The organism is Deltaproteobacteria bacterium (assembly GCA_016235345.1).
In the GTDB taxonomy this organism is placed as follows: Bacteria; Desulfobacterota; Desulfobacteria; order Desulfobacterales; family Desulfatibacillaceae; genus JACRLG01.
This window is the reverse complement of sequence record JACRLG010000013.1, coordinates 89,120-106,669: the sequence shown is the minus strand read 5'-3', so window position 1 is coordinate 106,669 and position 17,550 is coordinate 89,120. Positions and strand designations below refer to the sequence as shown.

Annotated in this window: 13 protein-coding genes and 1 pseudogene; 10 read left to right on the top strand and 4 right to left on the bottom strand. The window is 58.3% G+C overall.

Annotated features, from left to right (window positions below):
* Positions 1 to 90 precede the first annotated feature (90 nt).
* The 6 genes from HZB23_06600 to HZB23_06575 all read left to right on the top strand — a co-directional run bounded on the left by HZB23_06600 (position 91) and on the right by HZB23_06575 (position 6,888).
* A complete protein-coding gene (locus HZB23_06600; GenBank protein MBI5844319.1) occupies positions 91 to 1,572 on the top strand; it encodes a histidine kinase in 1,482 nt (493 codons plus the stop codon).
* Positions 1,557 to 2,987, top strand: a complete 1,431-nt coding sequence (locus HZB23_06595) for a sigma-54-dependent Fis family transcriptional regulator (protein MBI5844318.1) — start codon at positions 1,557 to 1,559, stop codon at positions 2,985 to 2,987. Before HZB23_06600 ends, HZB23_06595 begins: the two co-directional genes overlap by 16 nt.
* A gap of 351 nt (positions 2,988 to 3,338) precedes the next feature.
* Positions 3,339 to 3,749 carry a hypothetical protein gene (locus HZB23_06590; GenBank protein ID MBI5844317.1) on the top strand — a complete coding sequence of 137 codons (411 nt, stop codon included), beginning with the start codon at positions 3,339 to 3,341 and terminating at the stop codon, positions 3,747 to 3,749.
* 61 nt (positions 3,750 to 3,810) lie between these two features.
* Positions 3,811 to 4,494: a CBS domain-containing protein gene (locus HZB23_06585; GenBank protein ID MBI5844316.1), complete on the top strand. Its 684-nt coding sequence runs from the start codon at positions 3,811 to 3,813 to the stop codon at positions 4,492 to 4,494.
* Positions 4,495 to 4,963: 469 nt separating this feature from the next.
* Positions 4,964 to 5,893 carry an arsenosugar biosynthesis radical SAM protein ArsS gene (gene arsS, locus HZB23_06580; GenBank protein ID MBI5844315.1) on the top strand — a complete coding sequence of 310 codons (930 nt, stop codon included), beginning with the start codon at positions 4,964 to 4,966 and terminating at the stop codon, positions 5,891 to 5,893.
* Positions 5,894 to 5,970: 77 nt separating this feature from the next.
* Positions 5,971 to 6,888, top strand: a complete 918-nt coding sequence (locus HZB23_06575) for a ThiF family adenylyltransferase (protein MBI5844314.1) — start codon at positions 5,971 to 5,973, stop codon at positions 6,886 to 6,888.
* A 417-nt stretch (positions 6,889 to 7,305) separates the two neighbouring features.
* Here HZB23_06575 and HZB23_06570 read toward each other — a convergent pair whose 3' ends face one another.
* Positions 7,306 to 7,593 carry a hypothetical protein gene (locus HZB23_06570; GenBank protein MBI5844313.1) on the bottom strand — a complete coding sequence of 96 codons (288 nt, stop codon included), beginning with the start codon at positions 7,591 to 7,593 and terminating at the stop codon, positions 7,306 to 7,308.
* A gap of 254 nt (positions 7,594 to 7,847) precedes the next feature.
* On the opposite strand from HZB23_06570, the gene dnaA reads away from it, so the two are divergent.
* From dnaA to HZB23_06550, 4 genes are all read left to right on the top strand, one after another.
* Positions 7,848 to 9,233: a chromosomal replication initiator protein DnaA gene (dnaA, locus tag HZB23_06565; GenBank protein MBI5844312.1), complete on the top strand. Its 1,386-nt coding sequence runs from the start codon at positions 7,848 to 7,850 to the stop codon at positions 9,231 to 9,233.
* A gap of 396 nt (positions 9,234 to 9,629) precedes the next feature.
* Complete coding sequence (locus tag HZB23_06560; GenBank protein MBI5844311.1) at positions 9,630 to 10,487, top strand: tetratricopeptide repeat protein; 858 nt, start codon at positions 9,630 to 9,632, stop codon at positions 10,485 to 10,487.
* Positions 10,488 to 10,522: 35 nt separating this feature from the next.
* Entirely contained in the window at positions 10,523 to 11,101 is a 579-nt protein-coding gene (locus tag HZB23_06555; protein ID MBI5844310.1) for a hypothetical protein, read from the top strand.
* Positions 11,102 to 11,242: 141 nt separating this feature from the next.
* Positions 11,243 to 11,746, top strand: a complete 504-nt coding sequence (locus HZB23_06550; GenBank protein ID MBI5844309.1) for a hypothetical protein — start codon at positions 11,243 to 11,245, stop codon at positions 11,744 to 11,746.
* A gap of 810 nt (positions 11,747 to 12,556) precedes the next feature.
* Here HZB23_06550 and HZB23_06545 read toward each other — a convergent pair.
* From HZB23_06545 to HZB23_06535, 3 genes and pseudogenes are all read right to left on the bottom strand, one after another.
* A complete protein-coding gene (locus tag HZB23_06545) occupies positions 12,557 to 13,960 on the bottom strand; it encodes a sigma-54-dependent Fis family transcriptional regulator (GenBank protein MBI5844308.1) in 1,404 nt (467 codons plus the stop codon).
* Positions 13,938 to 15,369 (bottom strand): annotated as a pseudogene (locus HZB23_06540) (two-component sensor histidine kinase). The gene HZB23_06545 and the pseudogene HZB23_06540 overlap by 23 nt, the downstream one beginning before the upstream one ends.
* Positions 15,370 to 15,616: 247 nt before the next feature.
* Positions 15,617 to 17,305 carry a PAS domain S-box protein gene (locus HZB23_06535; GenBank protein MBI5844307.1) on the bottom strand — a complete coding sequence of 563 codons (1,689 nt, stop codon included), beginning with the start codon at positions 17,303 to 17,305 and terminating at the stop codon, positions 15,617 to 15,619.
* Positions 17,306 to 17,550: the final 245 nt, after the last annotated feature.

The window sequence follows — 17,550 nt, the reverse complement described above, 5'->3', positions numbered from 1 at the left end:
CCGATATTTTTTTTGGGGACAGGCCAGAAAGACGCCGCAGTCCCCTTTAACCGGCCTTTCAGAGAATCCAGCCCAAGGCCCGAACGAGCCATGCCTTTTTTATCGTTGAGACGAAGGATTTACGTTCTCCTTTTTGCCGTGGTGGCGGTGAACGCCACCACGGCCATCGCCACGGCGTGGTTTTTACGCACGGCCCAGGAAAACTATACAAAGGCCATGGCCAGGGACCTCGCCTCCCTTGTGTCGGCCCAGAGGCTGGAATCGACCTTTGTGATGCAAAAGGGTTATATCACATATTTCGCCTTGAGCGGTGACAGGGAATGGCTTGCAAGGCTGGCGGAAAGGCGCGCGATGTTTGAAAGCGCACTCCGGGAGGCAAGTCTTTATGACGGTACGGGCCACGCCAGGGCCATCCTCAACCGGATCGAAGGCGGCTATGTCCGCTATTCCCAAGACAGGGACCGGGTCATATCCCTTTATGTGAACAATGAAAAGCAGGAGGCGGCCATCGCCCACTGGAAGGTCAGGGACCAGTTCCGGTCCATTGTCAGCCTGTGCGAGCAATACAGGAAGGTCCACGAGGCGAGCCTGAGCGAGGCGAGGCACCGCTACGAGGGCCTTGCCCGCAGGGTGTCGGCGGTCGGGCTTGTGGCTCTCCCGGCTGGAGTCCTACTGGGCCTTCTGCTGGCCCTTGTGCTTTCAAGGCAGGTTCTGGCCCCCATAAGGCGGCTGGCCCTGCCGGAAAAGCCCTCGCCCGATGATCCTTTCTGCCGGGATGAGGTGGACGCCCTGGATAAAAAGGTCAAGCGCCTCATGGAGGACCGGAGGCAGTCTCTGGCCAAGCTGGAGCAAAGCCGGGAGCACCTGATCCAGGCCGAAAAACTCGCCATGGTGGGAAAGCTGTCCGCCGGTGTGGCCCACAGCATCAGAAATCCCCTCACGTCGGTCAAGATGCGCCTTTTTTCCCTGGAAAGAAGCCTTTCGCTCAACCCGGTTCAGAAGGAGGACTTCGAGGTCATTTCCGAGGAAATCGGGCACCTGGACACCATCATCGCCAATTTCCTGGAGTTCGCCCGCCCGCCCCGGCTCAAGATGCAGAGCTTGAGCCTTTCGGACGTTGTGGACGCCACCCTGGCCCTTTTCCGGCACAGGCTCGAATCCTACGGCATGAAGGTCTCCGTCGAGCGCGGGGAAAGGCTCCCCCCCACCCAGGCCGACCCGGAGCAGCTGAAGGAGGTACTGGCCAACCTTTTGGTCAACTCCTGCGAGGCCATGGCCCAGGGCGGAAAAATAAGCATACGGGAAAGTGTGGAAAACACCCCCGAAGGCGGCGGGTTCGTGAGCGTGGAATATTCCGACAACGGACCCGGAATAAGCCCGGAGCTTGCGGAAAAAATTTTCGAGCCGTTTTTCAGCACCAAGGAGGAAGGTTCGGGCCTGGGGCTTTCCATCGCCAAAAGGGTGATGGATGAACACGGCGGGAGCATCCGCATTCTGTCCACCGCCGGAAGCGGCGCAACCTTTGTCCTTAAAGTTCCATTGAAGGAGACCGGCACTTGGGAAAACTCCTGATCGTTGACGACGACGCCCAGTTGCGCACCAGTTTCGAGAAGATACTGAAGCTGGAGGGATACGACACCATAACCGCCTCCACGGGCGAGGCCGGGATACAGGCGGTTTCCATTCACAGGCCGGACTGCGTGATAATGGACGTGCGCCTGCCGGGGATGGACGGTCTCGCCGCCTTCACCGAGATAAAAAAGATCGCCCCAAGGCTTCCGGTCATCATAATGACCGCCTTCGGCACCACCGACATAGCCATAGAGGCCACCAAGCTGGGGGCCTTCGATTACGTGCTGAAGCCCTTCGATGTGGCCTCGGTGCTTTCCCTCATCTCCCAGGCCTTTCAGGCCGGAAGGTTCATGCAGGAGCCGGTGGCTGTGGGCGAGGGCCCCGAAAGCCCCACCGGCGACGCCATCATAGGCGCGAGCCCGGCCATGCAGAACATCTACAAGGCCATAGGCAGGGTGGCGGCCACAGACGCCACGGTGCTCATAAGGGGCGAATCCGGCACCGGCAAGGAACTCGTGGCCAGGGCCCTCTACCAGCACTCCACCAGGGCCGACAAGCCCTTTCTCATCATCAACTGCGTGGCCATTCCCGAAACGCTCCTGGAAAGCGAGCTTTTCGGCTATGAAAAGGGCGCTTTCACCGGGGCCGCCACACGCCGCGTGGGCAAGATCGAAAGGGCCAACAAGGGCTCCATTCTGCTGGATGAGATCGGCGACATGCCCTTCAACATCCAGGCGAAACTCCTGCGTCTTCTTGAGGAAAGAAAGATAGAGCGCCTGGGCGGGCGCGAGCCCATTCCGGTGGACGTGCGGATAATCGCCGCCACCAACCGGAACCTGGAAGACGCGGTGGCGGACGGAAGGTTTCGGGAGGACCTCTACTACCGCCTTAACGTGGTTTCCCTGTCCCTTCCCCCATTAAGGGAGAGGAAGGAGGACATCGGCCTTCTGGCCGACTATTTTCTCGCCCTCCACGGAAGGGAAATGGGCCTGCCCACCCCCGGCATCACGGATGCCGCAAGAAAGGTGCTTTTTGATCACGACTGGCCGGGCAACGTCCGGGAGCTTTCCAACGCCGTGCAAAAGGCCCTCATTTTCTCACGGGGGCTTCCCCTGGATGTCAGCGAGGTGGGCAGGGCCACCGGAGACCAGGCCGCCGAAGGGCGCGCTATCCCGGAAACCCTCGAAGACATGGATTCCGCCGTCAGCCGCTGGATCCGCCTCCGGCTTACCCAGGCCGATCCCCAGGACTTCGAGGCCTTTATGGATCATTTCGCAGCCATTATACTTCGCCAGGCCCTGGACCTTTCAGGCGGAAACCGGACCCGCGCCTCCAAGCTCCTTGGCCTTTCCCGCCCCACCCTTCTTTCCAAAATAGAAAAATACGACTTGAAGATCAAAACATCAGTGTCCTGAATCAGTTTCTTGAACCAGTTTTGTAAAAGCCATTGCCGGTTTTTACACATCCTCCGAGGGCAATCTTTACAGGATGTAAAAATATTTGACGCCCCTCATCCCCCAAAACCCCTTTTGCCGCCTTCACCTTTATATGGAATCCGCCTGTCGCGCCAATTTTCCCCCGCCCCTTTCCTGTGGTACGCAAGTTGCCTTAATTTTGAAGTAATTGCAGCGCCTTCATCGCGCCATCCAATGGCTTTTCCGGAAAGGGCCGCCTTTCCCGCCGACAGGGGCCGGGTGAAGGCCTTTCCCGGCGAGGAGCGTGGAAGGCCGTTTAAACAGGCTTTAAAGCCCACGGGGCTATAAAATATGGCTGAAAAAAAATTATACATACTGATCGCCGACAGGAACTCCAACGTGAGCGAGCTTCTGCGGCGCGAATTCGCGGACCGGGGATACAGGGCGGGCGTGGCCAGGGATTGCAACCAGGTCATAGGAATGCTAAAAGGTGACGACAGGCCGGATCTGGTCATCGTGGACCCGGAAATCTCCTGTTCGGAAAATCTGACGGTGATGGCCCTTCTCAGCCGCGAGGCGATCCGCATTCCGGTGGTCCTCTACTCCTTCGAGCCGGACACCCTTGGGGAAACCGGCCTGTTCGAGGCGGTGGTGAAAAAGGGCGCTGACACGGACCGGCTGAAAGGCACCGTCGACCGGATATTCCGAAGGTACCATCCCGAACATTTCCCGTATCAGGCCGCCCATGCCGAAAAACAATGACCGGGGCGTCTTTTCCACATAAGCCTCGCAATCGGGGAGCATTTGCGAAGGAGGAGGAATCATGCTGGTAAGGGACTGGATGCACAAGGACGCGACAACCGTTGACGTGGGAACGTCCATGTCCGAGGTCGCAAGGATCATGAAGGAAAAGAGCGTCCTAATGGTTCCGGTGACCGACGGCGGCAGGCTCACGGGAGTGGTCACAGACCGCGACATGAAGCGCGCCTCGGCCTCCGACGCCTCCACCCTGGATGTCCACGAACTCCTGTACCTCCTGAACCGCATAAAAATCAGCGAAATAATGAGCAAAAACCCCGTGACCCTAAGCCCCACCCAGACCGTGGAGGAGGCCGCCCGGCTCTTCCTGGAAAACAACATAAGCGGGGCGCCGGTGGTGGACAGGGGCAGGGTGGTGGGCGTCATCACCCAGAAGGAAATCTTCAAGGTCATCATATCCCTCACCGGCGTGGGCGGAAAGGGCATCCAGTTCGCCTTCCTCATCGACGACCGGCCCGGCTCCATCCGGGAAGTCACCGACGTGATAAGGAAATTCGGAGGCCGCATGGTGAGTATCCTCACCACCTACGACAGGGCCCCCCAAGGAAAGCGCTTCGCCTACATAAGAATGCACGCGGTGGACGAAACCCGGCTGGAAACGCTGAAAAATGAACTGGGGAAAAAGGCGACCCTTCTTTACATGATAGATCAGGCCACCGGCCGGCGCGACATCTTCCAGGGGGACTGAGAGCGCGAACTGCGGCGTCAGGCGTCGCGGAAAGGCGCGTCGCGTACCTTTAGTACGCGTCCTTCCCTTTCCGCTCGCCAACCTTAGCATTTCATCGCTCTCAGCCCCCCTGGCCACGCCTATAGGGAGAGAAAAGCCGGATTGAAAAGACGTAAAAAGGAGGCCATTCGGTTGATAAGGCCGTCCGAGTTCCTCTTGCATCCTGGCTGTCCCGGCTCATCGTGCTCAAGCCCTTTGGAAGGCCGCCGGGAGGGTAAATATCCGCACAGCACGAATACCCGCCGACAAGAGAATAATCCCCCTTTTTTTCGATGCCTTCGCCCTGCCTCCCGATTAATGTTGCCTTCAAAGCCCCTCCTTTGATACTTGGATCATCATGCTCCTTTGGCGAATTCCGCTCCCGGCCTCTATAACTCCTTAAATTCATTGCCGGGGCGCGAAAAAGGACCCTGCGTTTACGGACAACCGAATGACCCCCTTTGCCGAAACCCTTGGCCTGCGCGGCCTGACACTTTTCCGGGAAGCGCCCGAAACCCTCCTGGTGAACGTGGGCAGTTTCTGCAACCAGGCCTGCTCCCACTGCCACCACCACGCGGGCCCCGGCGAAACCGACATCATGACCCTTGAAACCGCAGCGCAGGTGGCTGACTTGGTGGACAGGGCCGGTTTTCCGTTGGTGGACATAACGGGCGGCGCACCGGAATTTTCCGAAGCGGCGGTCTTTTTGATGGAAACCCTGAAAGGCCGGTGCGGGATAATCTTCCGCACCAACCTCACCGCCCTGGTGTCAAGGGCGGCCAGGGTTACGCCGGGGCTTCTCGCCGAACGGAAAATCCGCATCATCGCCTCCTTCCCCTCCCCGGACAGGGAGGAGTTCGAGGCCCAGCGCGGCAGGCACACCTTTGATCTCGCCATTTCGGCCATGCGGAAACTGAACGCGCTCGGATACGGGGTTCCGGGTTCGGGGCTCATTATCGATCTTGCAGTGAACCCCCTTGGCCCCGAACTTCCGCAAGCCCAGAACGAGATTTCCGCAATATTCAAAAAGCGCCTTTCGGAGGACCACGGCCTTCATTTCAACGGTCTTTTCGCCTTCGCCAACATGCCCCTGGGACGGTTCCGGGAGCGCCTGGGACGCGAGGGGCTGCGCGAAAGCTACCTCAACATGCTGGAAAAGGCCTTTTGCCCCGATACGGTAAAGGGCCTCATGTGCCTCAAAAGCCTCTGCGTCGACCACAGGGGAATCCTGTACGACTGCGATTTCAACCTTGCGGCCAACCTGCCCCTAACGGGTCGGGAAATCCGAGCCGCCGATTTTTTCAAACCCTTCGGCGAGGGCCTCCCCGTGGCCGTGGAGGATCACTGCTACGCATGCACCGCCGGGGCCGGGTTCACATGAGGCGGGGCAATATCCGCCCTGTAGGGCGGAAACGGTCTTAAAGGCATCTTCATTCAAAACCGAAACGAGGACAAGGAATGCCCTCATACAGCGAGCTTTTTCTCAGGAATCGCGGAATACTGACCGATGCGCAGCAGGAGCGCCTGAAAAGGTCGCGGGTCCTTGTTGTGGGGTGCGGCGGCATAGGGGCCACCGTGGCGGTGATCCTTGCCCGGAGCGGGGTGGGGGGCTTCGATCTGGTGGATTACGACTCCTACGAGGCGTCCAACATGAACCGCCAGATCACCTGCAACGTGGAAACCCTGGGCAGGAAAAAGGCGGACGTGCTGCGCGGGGAAATACTCAAGATCAACCCCGAAGCCGACGTGCGCTCCCACCCCAGGCTCCTTTCAAATCAAAAGGTGGCGGCCCTGGCCAAAAACTGCGACCTGGTTTTTCCGGCTGCGGACGATTTCGCCTTTTCCCTCATGGTGTTCCGGGACGCGGCCAGGCTGGGCAAAACCGCCCTTTTCGTGGTCCCTTCGGGAACCTGGGCCAACGTGAGCCTCATAAGGCCAAAGGGGCCCTCGGTGGAGGACATCCAGGGCCTGCCGAAACTCGATTCCTACGAAAAGTACCGCGAGCTGTTCGAGACAAGGCGCTACAGGTTCGGCAACCTCTTCTACGTCCAGGCCGCAGGCTGGCGAAAGGACTATTTCAGGGCCTTCATGGACGAGGACGCCCCGGTGGCCCAACTCTGCCCCTGGGTGTGGACCGCCGCCAGCCTGGGAGCGGCCGAGTCGGTGAAACACCTTTCGGGCATGGGGCGGCCAGTCTACTCCCCAAGATACTGGTACGTGGGGCGGGACCGGGTGGGCGTCCAGAAAGCTGGCAGGCCCTCGTTCCAGACCCTCACAGCCTGGGAGAGGAGGATATTCTACCGCCTGTTCCAGACCGGGCTCGCCCCCCTGCTTGAAAAAGCCCAGGAATTCTGGTGGAAAAGGTTCTTTTCCTGACCCGCCAGGGACCGCCGCAGCAGCCTGTCTCACCCAAGGCCCGCGCCCGGCACGATCCCGACCTGTCATTTACAGATGTTTTATATTACTTCACGATAAACACTAACGGTCGTATTCATCACATTGTTTTTATAATTTAACTATTTGTTTTAATTTGATAACCAATAATTTTTAACTCCGGGGCCTATGTCCTGGCCCTGTTTCCGGTCGCCCCGGTCCCCGGAAAAACTAGTCCCGGTATTAAAATGCGACAGCTTATCAACAGGCCGCCAAGTTCCATGTCGAAAGTTTGAAAATAGGAGCATGAGCTAGAAAATCGGCGATTGGTAAAACTTCATTTTCCGTCAACAACCCGGAGGACCCGGAAAACCCTTTGTTCGCCATGGAATTGAAACCATAGCCCCAAAGGGGCGAAAATCATGGCAATTGATCGGGCGGTAAAAAAAATTTAGTTAAATTTCGGTTAATTATTTTTTTCTTGCACCTCTTGATCAGGGCTTGGAAAAAAAATGAAACCCCCGGCCATTTGCCTTGACCAAGCCCGAAACGGGGTTTATATTGCGCCCCGTAATGCAGGTCACGCCTTGAACAACCACTTCTAAATTCATTGACACAACCAATTTGCCGGAAAATCAGGGCTTTTTCGGCTTCGGACATCTGTTCCCAATGGTCCGGGCGATGCGTCACGGCTTTCAGCCTTGGCATCTCCCCGCGCCTGGATGTTCGTCCGGGCTCTGTTTTTCAAAAAAAGGGATAATCAGACATGCCCGTCGCTTCGCGCAGAACCATTCAATCTACGCAAAATTGGCCATTTCGGGAGGTTTTGTAATTACCTCTTGCATGTAATTGGCTTTTCTTTGGGAAAGGGGAGCGGCCCCTCCCCCGCAAGCCTTTCTTTTTGTCCGCGTTTTCATTCATGCTGTTGAAAGACCCACAACTCACCACCACGCAAGGGCGCCATGCTTGAAAATCTGACAGCAAATGCAATCGACACATGGAACCGGGCCAAGGAAATCCTTGCCGGACGCATTTCCGTCCACAGCTTCTGCATGTGGATAGAACCCATGAACGTCATTCGGGAGGAATCAAAAAGCGTAGTGCTGTCCTGCCCAAACCCTTTCGCGGAGCGCTACGTGCTGGAAAATTTCAAGGCCGACATTGAAGACTGCCTGAAAGAGGCCGCCCGGAAACCCCTTGGCATACGCCTTGAGGTGGTGGAGCCTCAACGGGCCAAAACCCCCGTTGAGCGAAGGCCCGCGCCCCAACCGGGGCAGCAGCTCCAACCGGCGCAGATATGCCTTCCCGGAATGGACGTGCGCCCCTGGGCCGGACACATACTTCGCTTTGACCACACCTTCGAGCAGTTCGTGGTGGGCGAGTCCAACAGCCTGGCCTTCAACGCGGCCCGCGCCCTGGCCAGCGATTCATCCCCGAACCTGCCACTTTTCCTGTGGTCGAGGCCCGGACTCGGAAAAAGCCACCTTTCCCAGGCAGTGGGACGGCAGGTCCTGGCCGCCAACCCCAAGGAGCGGGTCTTCTACATCACGGCGGACGATTTTTACACGGAAATGCTCCAGGCCCTGCAAAACGGCTCTCGCCGCGAATTCCGCGACAGGTACAGAAACGGCTGCGACACCCTTATCCTCGAACAGGTCCAGAACCTAAGCGGCAAGGACAAGACCCAGGTGGAGCTCTCCGAAGCCCTGGACTGCCTCATGGAAAGCGGAAAACGCCTCATATTCACCTCCACCGAAAAGCCGGGCTCCCTTCCGGGCATCCACGAAACCGTGCGCTCCAGACTCTGCGCCTCCCTGGTCACCGACATCAGGCCCCCGGACTTCGCCACCCGCGTGCGAATTTTAAAGAAAAAGGCCGAAGGCAGAAGGCTCCCCGAAGCGGTGCTCTACGCCCTGGCCCAGGAACTCACCGACAACGTGCGCCAGCTCCAGTTCGGTCTGGTGAGCCTCCTCACCCGCTGCTCCCTCATGAACGTAAGCGCAGACGAAAACCTGGCCCGCCAGGTGGCCTCCCAACTGGCCAGCCGCCAGCGCGCCCTCACCATGAGCTCCATAATCAACCTGGTCTGCACCCACTTCCGCATGGCAGGCTCGGAACTTTCGGGCAACAGCAGAAAGACCCAGCACGCCGTCCCAAGGCAGGTGGCCATGTACCTGGCCAGGCGCTACACCGACCAGTCCTGCCAGGCCATAGGCAAGTCCTTGAACCGCCGCCACACCACCGTGATCCACGCGGTGTCGGCCATAGAACGCCACATGGAAAGCCGGGACTACGTCTCGCGGGAAGTCAGTGTTCTTTGTGAGCGTATAGAATCCGGCGACTTCTAGGGGGCTGAGAGAGCGAGCTGCTGTGTTGCGCATCGCCTCGCGGGTCGGTCACGTACAAAAGCGTACGCTCCCTCCCCGCTCGCTCGCGCGCCTTGCATCTCATCTCTCTCAGCCCCCCAGGTCGCGCCTTCCGGGCAGGAAAGGCAAAAAAGAAGAATGTTGAAGGCGGAAACGGCCTGATTTGCGGTTTCCGGCCTACTCGGCGTTTCATCGCCCTCAGCCCCCCAGGTCGCGCCTTCCGGGCAGGAAAGGCAAAAAAAGAAGAATGTTGAAGGCGAAACGGCCTGATTTGCGGTTTCCGGCCTAATAGGCGTTTCATCGCCCTTCCATGTGCACGCATCTTGCAGTCTCTCCAGCCGATCCTGTCAAGCCCTTCCCCACACCCAAGGCCGGTTCATGCCGTCTGACGAAATCCAGCCCGTAAAGACCATCCGCCCTGCCGGAATCGCTGTCGGCCTCATTCTGCTCCTTGCCTTGGGCGGGCTCTCCTTTTCCGGCGCGGCAAGGTTTTCGGACGCCGAAGTCCTGTGGCGGGACACAATAAGACGCAATCCCTCCGCCTGGATGGCCCACGGCAACCTGGCCCGCCTTCTTGCGGCCCGGGGCCGGTCCGCCGAGGCCCTGGCCCACTACCGGGCCGTAACTGAGCTGAGTCCCTCGCTTGCCGACGGATTCTTCAACCTTGGGGTGGAGTACCTGGCCCAGGGCCGTCCCGAAGAAGCCGCAGCCTCGTTCCGCAAGGCCATTGAACGCAACGGGCGGCTTTCCGAGGCCCATCAGGCCCTGGGATTCGCCCTTGTCCAGATGGAGCGCCACAAGGAAGCCCTTCTTAGCTTCCTCACGGTAACGGCCCTCCATCCAGAGCGCCCGGAGGGGCATTACGGCGCGGGGCTAGCCCAGGCGGCCCTTGGCCGCCATGAAAAGGCGGCGGATGAATTCCACATGGCCATAAAACTGATGGATGCCGAAACACCGGCACTTGACAGGGCTGAGGTTCTTCTTCAAAAAGGAATAAGCTTGGAAAAACTTGGCAGGCAGGTTGAGGCCCTGGCCTCTTTCCGGGATGCCTCCCTTGCCGCGCCCGGTTATAACCGGCCATTTCACAGGATGGGAGTTGCCCTGGCCCGGCTGGGCCGCCTTCAAGAAGCCGCCCGCGCCCTGGAAAAAGCGCTGGAATTGTCGCCGGATTCCGCCCCGGCCCAAAGGGACCTGGAAATCGTCAGGAACTCCCTGGCCGCCCCCGGCCAAAACTGACCCGTACGCCTTCTTTCATCAAGGAGAAAAAGCCCATGAAACGCATCCTCATCGCCCTCTGCCTGCTTTTCGCCCTGGCTCTCTCTTTCTCGTCATGCGGCGATAAAAAGGAGGAACCCAGGGTGGCTGCCAAGGAACTGGGCCTCACCGCCCAACTGGCCGAAAACGGCAAAATTCTCGCGGACCTCGCTGTCAAAATGGACGCCCTGGTGGCCGCAGTCACCCCCGACAGGCAACGGACCGCCATGATCATAATAAAGGAGAACATGGAAAAGGCGGCCCTGGTGTGCATGTACGAAGCAAGGGTCATGGACGGCGCGGTGGCCTCCATTGTCAAAACCCCCGACCCCAAGGCGGCGGATGAAAAATTCACCCGGAAATCGGTTGTGGCGCAGACCTCCTCCGAGGCCCTGGCCCGCTTTTCCGGGGCTGCCCAAAAAGCCCTTGAGGACGTGTACAACAAGGACGCCATAACGCTGGCACAAGAGGCTCTTGGGCTTGCCGCCGATTCGTCGGCCCTTTTGAAACAGGGAGTGGGCCTCGCGGCGGAGGCCAAGGGCCAGGCGGCCGCCCCCGCAAAAACGGAGGCCGCAGCAAAGCCCGTCCAACACTGAAAAGCCGGGTGGCAATCATCCTGCTTGACAGCTATTTTGAGCGAATGATAAATTCAAATCCTTCCACGCAGTTCAAACCGGTCTTCAAACGGCAAGGGCCGTTGTACCGCAACACGCATCCATACCAACAAGGAGAAGGGCATGAAAGGACGTTTTGCTGTCATCGCGGTGGTGATCCTGGCGGCGGTTCTTCTGGTGACCGGTCCTGCAATGGCCAGGATAGGCGACAGGATGAAGGAGGCGACGGGGTCTTCGGGGTCTTCGGGCGGAGGGGCGTCCGACGAGGGCGATTACTCGTCTGGCGACATCGCATCCGACGACAAGGACCTGGAAGGCACGGACCTTGCCCGGATCTGCTTCGTGAAGAAAAGGGACGGCGTTGACGTGGTCTTTATCCGCATTCCGCCCGGCATGTACCGCTCGGTCAAGGCCCGCGCAAGGGCCAAGAGTCGCGGCCTGGTCAGGGTGGTGCTCCGTCCCCGTCATCACCTGGCAATAGAGCACGCCACGGGCAAGCTGCCCAAGAGGGTCATGCTGCGCCTTTCCGCCGACCGTTTCGAGGAAGCCTCCGGAATCAAGGGCCACTACGTGGTGAGGCCCCTAAGCCAGTTCATGCGCGACGATCCCTCGGATGCCGACGATTAGCCCAAGGGGCAGGGCGTTTCGAGCCGGGTTTTTCAGGAAGGGAGGGGGGCTTTAAGCTTCCCTCCCTTTTTATTCGGGCGCTTTATTGTTCGATATGCCGCAAAAACACGAAAGCCGCCAAAACGGCGGCTTTCGCGTGAGGAAAAAAAGGAGGAGTCGGGAGACAGAGGAAGAAAGGAGGGGGTTCTTCGTCTGTTGTTTTTATCACTTGCAAGCAGCCTGCCAGATTGATCCTTTTTACCAAATTTTTTTTCGGTGAATTCTTTTTATGGGAGCCGCAGGCCCCGGAAACACGAAAGCCGCCAAATGGCGGCATCGCGTGAGGAGGAGTCGGGAGACAGAGGAAGAAGAGGAGGAGTTTTCTTCGTCTGTTGCTTATTATCAGATGCAAGAATGTTGCCAAGTCTTCGGAAACCGCCCCAAAAAAAATTCAGGGGCCGGAGTCTTCTAAAATAATGATTTAAAATCAATGTGTTGCAGGCGGCAAGAACCTGGGGGGATTTTTTTGATCGGAAGGCGTCAGAACCCCTTGCGGCACATCCCGGAGTGGCCCCTTGTTCATGAATTTGAACCCCTCCACCGGATTACAGGATAACTGCTTTAAATTTATAGAGATACGAAAAATCGCCCCGGTTCAAAATTTTGAACCGCCCGGTTCCCGGCTTCCCATCCTCCAAGATAATATCTTGTAATTATGGATAAAAACATTGGAAGGCCCTTCCGCTTCCCCGGTTCACGTTCGTGAACCCTTGTGCAAGTTGCAGTTATCATTAAATATTAAAGTTCGACTGGAACAGCCCCGTAAGTCCTTCATGCCGGGTTGGCGTCCTGAGAGCCGAGGCTCCTGACAAGGTCGTCGTACTTTTTGATTTTCTGGTTGAGCCCGCTCTTGCCTATGCCCAGAATGGCCGCCGCGTGGCTCTGCACGTTGTCGGACATTCGCAGAGCCCTTAAGATCATGGCCTTTTCCACGTGCTCCAGGGTGTCGTAGAGCTTGGCGTCAGCCGGGATGTCCTCCAGGCGGAGGGTGTTGCGAACATTGTGTTTCAGCTCGCCCGGCAGATCCCCCACCCTTATGGTGTCGGTGGAGCAGAGTATGATGGCCCGCTCCACGGTGTTTTCCAGCTCCCTCACGTTTCCGGGCCAGAGGTACTCGTGGAAGATGCGCTCGACCTCCTGGTCGAGGTCGGTCACGGCCACCCCGCCCGACCGGTCGCGGGAGTATTTCTTGATGAAATGGGAAACCAGGAGCCTTATGTCCTCCCGGCGCTCCCGCAGGGGCGGCAGGGTGATGGGCAGCACGTTCAGCCTGTAGAAAAGGTCTTCCCGAAAGGCCCCCCTGGCCATTTCCGCCTTGAGGTTCCGGTTGGTGGCTGCGATGAGCCTTATGTCCACCTCAACGGCCCTGGTGCCGCCCACCCGCTCGAAGACCCTCTCCTGGAGCACCCGCAAAAGCTTCACCTGGATGGCAGGGGAAAGCTCGCCGATCTCGTCCAGAAAAAGGGTGCCCTCGTGGGCCAGCTCGAAACGCCCCTTTTTCATGGCGGCGGCCCCGGTGAAGGCTCCCTTTTCGTGCCCGAAGAGCTCGCTTTCCAGAAGGGACTCCGAGAGAGCCGCGCCGTTCACCGCCACAACGGGGCGCTCCCTTCTGGGGCTGTTGAAGTGGATGGATTTCGCCACAAGCTCCTTGCCGGTGCCGCTCTCGCCTTCGATCAGAACCGTGGCCGAGACCGGGGCCACCTTGCGGATGATGGAAAACACGTCCAGCATGGCCCGGCTCTTGCCTATGATGTTGTCGAAGCGGTACTGTCCTTCCAACTGGTCGCGCAGGAGGCGGTTTTCCCTCACCACCCGGCGGACGTCAAGGGCGCGCTTGACGAAAAGGATGAGCTGCTCGTTCTGGAAAGGCTTCCAGATGTAGTTGTCGGCCCCTTTGTCCATGGCCTCCAGGCCCATGTCCACAGTGCCGAAGGCCGTCATCATTATGACCGGGATGTCCGGGTCCCGCTGCTTGACCCTGGTCATCAACTCCAGCCCGTCCATCTGCGGCATCTTCATGTCGGTGACCATAAGGTCAACGTCGGAATTTTCCACAATGGAGAGCGCCGCCTGGCCGGAATTGGCCGTTAGGGTCTCGTACCCGGCGTCTTCCAGTACCGCAGCTATCACAGGCGGGTAATTTTTCTCGTCATCAACTATCAGGATTGTCTCCATCAGCGCTCCCGATGGGTATCTGTATCCATACCGACGCGCCCCGCACCGGGGCGTTCTCTATCCAGGCAAGGCCCCTGTGGGCCTCCACTATGTTTTTAACCACCGAAAGCCCAAGGCCGGTGCCCCTCTCCTTGGTGGTTGCCCCTCTCCTTGGTGGTGAAAAAGGGGTTCCATATGCGCTTGATGGCGGCGTCATCGATGCCCGTTCCCTCGTCGGTGAAGGACAGGGTGAGGTTTTCGGAATCCGCCATTATCTCAACGGTTATGGAGCCGCCTTCGGGCATGGCCTGCATGGCGTTCATGAGGATGTTCAGAAAGGCCTGGTAAAAAAGATTGGCGTCCGCCATGACATGGGGCAGGTTGGGCGAGTAGTTCCTTATCACCCTCACCTTTTCCTCGTCCATGCGGGCGGACAGGAAGGCGATGTTCTTTTCCAGCACCTCGTCCACCCGGCAGGGCGAAAGCCTGGGTTCTATGGGCCGGGCGAAGTTCAGAAAATCCGTTATGATGTCGTTTAAGCGGCTCGATTCCTCCACTATGACATCCGCGAATCTCGCCCCCTGGTTTCCTTCGGGCATCCTTTTTTTAAGGAGCTGGGCCGAACTCCTGATAATTCCCAGGGGGTTCCTTATTTCGTGGGAAACCGAGGCGGCCATCTGCCCCAGGGCCGCCATTCGTTCCGCCGCCGCCAGCTCGTCTTCCAGCTTCAGGCGCTCTTCCGCCCTTCTCCACAGTATCTGCTCCCCGCGCTTGACGTACATTCGGAGTATAAGGAAGAGGCCGAGCATGACCCCTGTGGAGGCTGCGATGATGAGAAGCTGGAAGCGGAATATGGTGCGGATGTCCGCCGAAAGGTCCTGCACTATCTCGAAAACCCCAAGAACCCTCCGGGTCACGGTGGCCATTGGCTCCTCCGCGAAGAGCGGCGCGAAGGTCTTCAACTTGCTCTCTTCGGGCACTCCCAGCAAAATGGCCCAGAAGGGCCCCCGCTGAACCAATTTTGACGATGAATTTCCCGTAAGGGCCAGCCGGTACTCTATGCCGGGCGGAACGGCGTTGCCCACGAGTTTTTTGTCAAAGCTGTAGGAAATTATGTTGTCGGTGCCATAAACGGTGACGTTGTCCACGTTGAAACCGTGAATGGTGCCCCTAACCACCTTGTCCATCAGCTCGGCCTGGATCGGGTCCCGAAGCTGAATCTTTCCGTAGCGGATGGCCGCCGGAATCAGAAATTGAAGAAAAATCTGGTGGTTCAGGTTGTTGGCCAATAAAAGCGCGTATGCCTCGCTCTTCTGCAGAAGCATGGTCTTGGCCCGGTGGGTTATCACCACCGACAGGAATACCGTTCCGGCGAAGATCACCATAAGGCTTACGAAGGTGAAATTCTTGACCAGGGTGAAGGGGCGCATGGCTTCGCGGGAAGCCGGTTTTGCCTTGGGAAGGGCGGAATTTTTTTCGGGTTTTATTTTCACGGGCCCCCTGTTTTCGGGACGCTTCTCTTATTATTACCGGGAGTGCAATTTATTTCCATTTTTCGTTTTCCAGAAAAAGACGGGGAAAGAAGACCTGCGCCTTTCTTCCCCTTGCCGGATTTCTTAAAAAACATGCTCCGCTTAATAACCATCGGGTCGGTTCCGGTCGCAGCCAGACACCATGTCATTCAAGGGAGGTGAGATAGGCTCTCAGGTTGACCCCCTGTTTTTTTATTTCCAGCTTGTTCCGGATGTTGTTCCTGTGCGTATCCACCGTGCTTCGGCTCATGTTGAGCATTTGGGCGATGTCCTTGGTGGTATGGCCCTCCTTGACAAGTGCCGCCACCTGGACCTCGGTGGGTGTCAGGCGGAACTTGTGGGAGGAAAGCGTGCGCCCGAAACCCGACACCACCTGGTCGATCCCCTTTTCCATGGCGTCCAGGTAGTTCAGCTGGACGGTGGAAAGCCCGCTCGTCTTCAGCTTGGCCAGAAGGGGCATCACCACCCTGCCAAGGTTTTCGGATACGTTCCGCTCCATATCCGCCCGGTCCGTTTCACGCCTCTTGAGCAGTATGCCCAGGGTGGTGTTCATTTCCGTGAGGCTTGCGTTGGATTCGGAAAGCTCCCTCTCCCGGCGTTCGATCAGATCCTCTTTCTGCTTTCGTCCCGTTATGTCGTATATCACGCCATAGTTTAAGCCCCCTGGTATCCCCGGCATCCTTCTGGCCGACTCGGTCACGTGAACCGTTTTCCCGGCCCTGCTGATGATGCGGTATTCCGTCTCCCTCAGGAGCTTGCCCGGTTCGATTTCGCCCCGCTTCGGGCGGTCCAGGGGGTGAACAAGGTCCGCCCACCGTATTCTGCCGGAAAGGAAGTCGTCTTCCGTATAGCCCGTCACGGCCTCCACGGCTCCCCGAAAAAACGATGGCCGGTCAAGGGCCGGGTCGAATTCATAAGCTATTCCGATGAAGCTTTCCACGAAATTCCTGTAACGGGCCTCGTTTTCCATGAGGGAGCGTTCCATGGCCTTTCGTTCGGACACGTCGACGAGGCGGATGGCCGCGCTTTTAACCCTGCCCCCCACGGTTACCGGGCTTAGGTGGGCAAGAAATATGAAGCTCCTTTCGGGGGATTGAACGAACTCGATTTCGTGAAACTGGTTTTTTCCGTCCTGGAAGAGCTTTTTCACGCTGTCTTCCGCAAAGGCCCTGTAAGAGACCGGGACATGGTCGAAAAAGCGCATTCCCACCAGGTTTTCACGGCTCAAGCCCAGAACGCCCCGGTTGCAGAACTCTATCACCCCGTCTTCCCCCACGATGAGTATGTGGTCCGGGCAGTTGTCGGTCATGGAGCGCCATCTTTCCACCGCCTCGGCGAGCGCGCTCCGAAAGGCCGTGGCCCGGCTCAAGTCGCGCGCGATGAAAAGGCCCATGAGCTTTCCGCCCATAAGGAAGGCCCTTGCGCTCATCTCCACGGGCACCACCCGGCCCGACCTGGAAAGAAGCCCCACCTCGGCGGTGATCCACTGTTCGTCGGCCAGGGTCTTCCTGTAGGCGGCCAGGAGGGGGCGGTCGTCAGGGGCTATCAAATCCTGGGGGACCATGCCGTAAAACTCATCGGGGGCGTATCCCAGCCAGGCGCACGCCGTGTCGTTCACCTCTACGAATTTCCTGGCGCGCCCCTTGCCGTCGTCGTCAAGCTCCGCCAGAAAGACCGCTTCATTGGCCTGGGAAAAAAGGGTCCGATACTTTTCCCGATCCATTTCAAGGTCGGCCAGGCGGCTGTAAAGGCCTTCGACTTCGCCCGGTGCGGGTTCGCCCGCGTCCTGCCCGCCTTGCATCCCGGTTTCCGTATTTTGGGAGGCGTTTTCCATGGCTCGGGTTCCGGTTGAAAATTTCCGGCCGCCGGGGACCCCGGGCGGCTTTCGCTTCAATCAAATATTATAATGATATTGAGGATTAATTTCCATAACAATCAACAGGGCCGGGAAACCGGCAAAAAAACGCGCCCCCTCGGGGCCGTTCGGATTCCTTTTCCGGCTTCCTGTATCCCTCGATTTTTTTCCCGATTCTTCTCATCGTCCTGTTGACGGTGCCGACGCTTAGGTGTAAGACACCA

What these genes read in the sequence shown, in the direction of transcription:
- HZB23_06600 (MBI5844319.1), top strand. Translation starts at nt 91, where the DNA reads ATGCCTTTTTTATCGTTGAGACGAAGGATTTACGTTCTCCTTTTTGCC.
- HZB23_06590 (MBI5844317.1), top strand. Translation starts at nt 3,339, where the DNA reads ATGGCTGAAAAAAAATTATACATACTGATCGCCGACAGGAACTCCAAC.
- HZB23_06585 (MBI5844316.1), top strand. Translation starts at nt 3,811, where the DNA reads ATGCTGGTAAGGGACTGGATGCACAAGGACGCGACAACCGTTGACGTG.
- arsS (MBI5844315.1), top strand. Translation starts at nt 4,964, where the DNA reads ATGACCCCCTTTGCCGAAACCCTTGGCCTGCGCGGCCTGACACTTTTC.
- HZB23_06575 (MBI5844314.1), top strand. Translation starts at nt 5,971, where the DNA reads ATGCCCTCATACAGCGAGCTTTTTCTCAGGAATCGCGGAATACTGACC.
- HZB23_06570 (MBI5844313.1), bottom strand. Translation starts at nt 7,593, where the DNA reads ATGCCAAGGCTGAAAGCCGTGACGCATCGCCCGGACCATTGGGAACAG.
- dnaA (MBI5844312.1), top strand. Translation starts at nt 7,848, where the DNA reads ATGCTTGAAAATCTGACAGCAAATGCAATCGACACATGGAACCGGGCC.
- HZB23_06560 (MBI5844311.1), top strand. Translation starts at nt 9,630, where the DNA reads ATGCCGTCTGACGAAATCCAGCCCGTAAAGACCATCCGCCCTGCCGGA.
- HZB23_06555 (MBI5844310.1), top strand. Translation starts at nt 10,523, where the DNA reads ATGAAACGCATCCTCATCGCCCTCTGCCTGCTTTTCGCCCTGGCTCTC.
- HZB23_06550 (MBI5844309.1), top strand. Translation starts at nt 11,243, where the DNA reads ATGAAAGGACGTTTTGCTGTCATCGCGGTGGTGATCCTGGCGGCGGTT.
- HZB23_06545 (MBI5844308.1), bottom strand. Translation starts at nt 13,960, where the DNA reads ATGGAGACAATCCTGATAGTTGATGACGAGAAAAATTACCCGCCTGTG.
- HZB23_06535 (MBI5844307.1), bottom strand. Translation starts at nt 17,305, where the DNA reads ATGGAAAACGCCTCCCAAAATACGGAAACCGGGATGCAAGGCGGGCAG.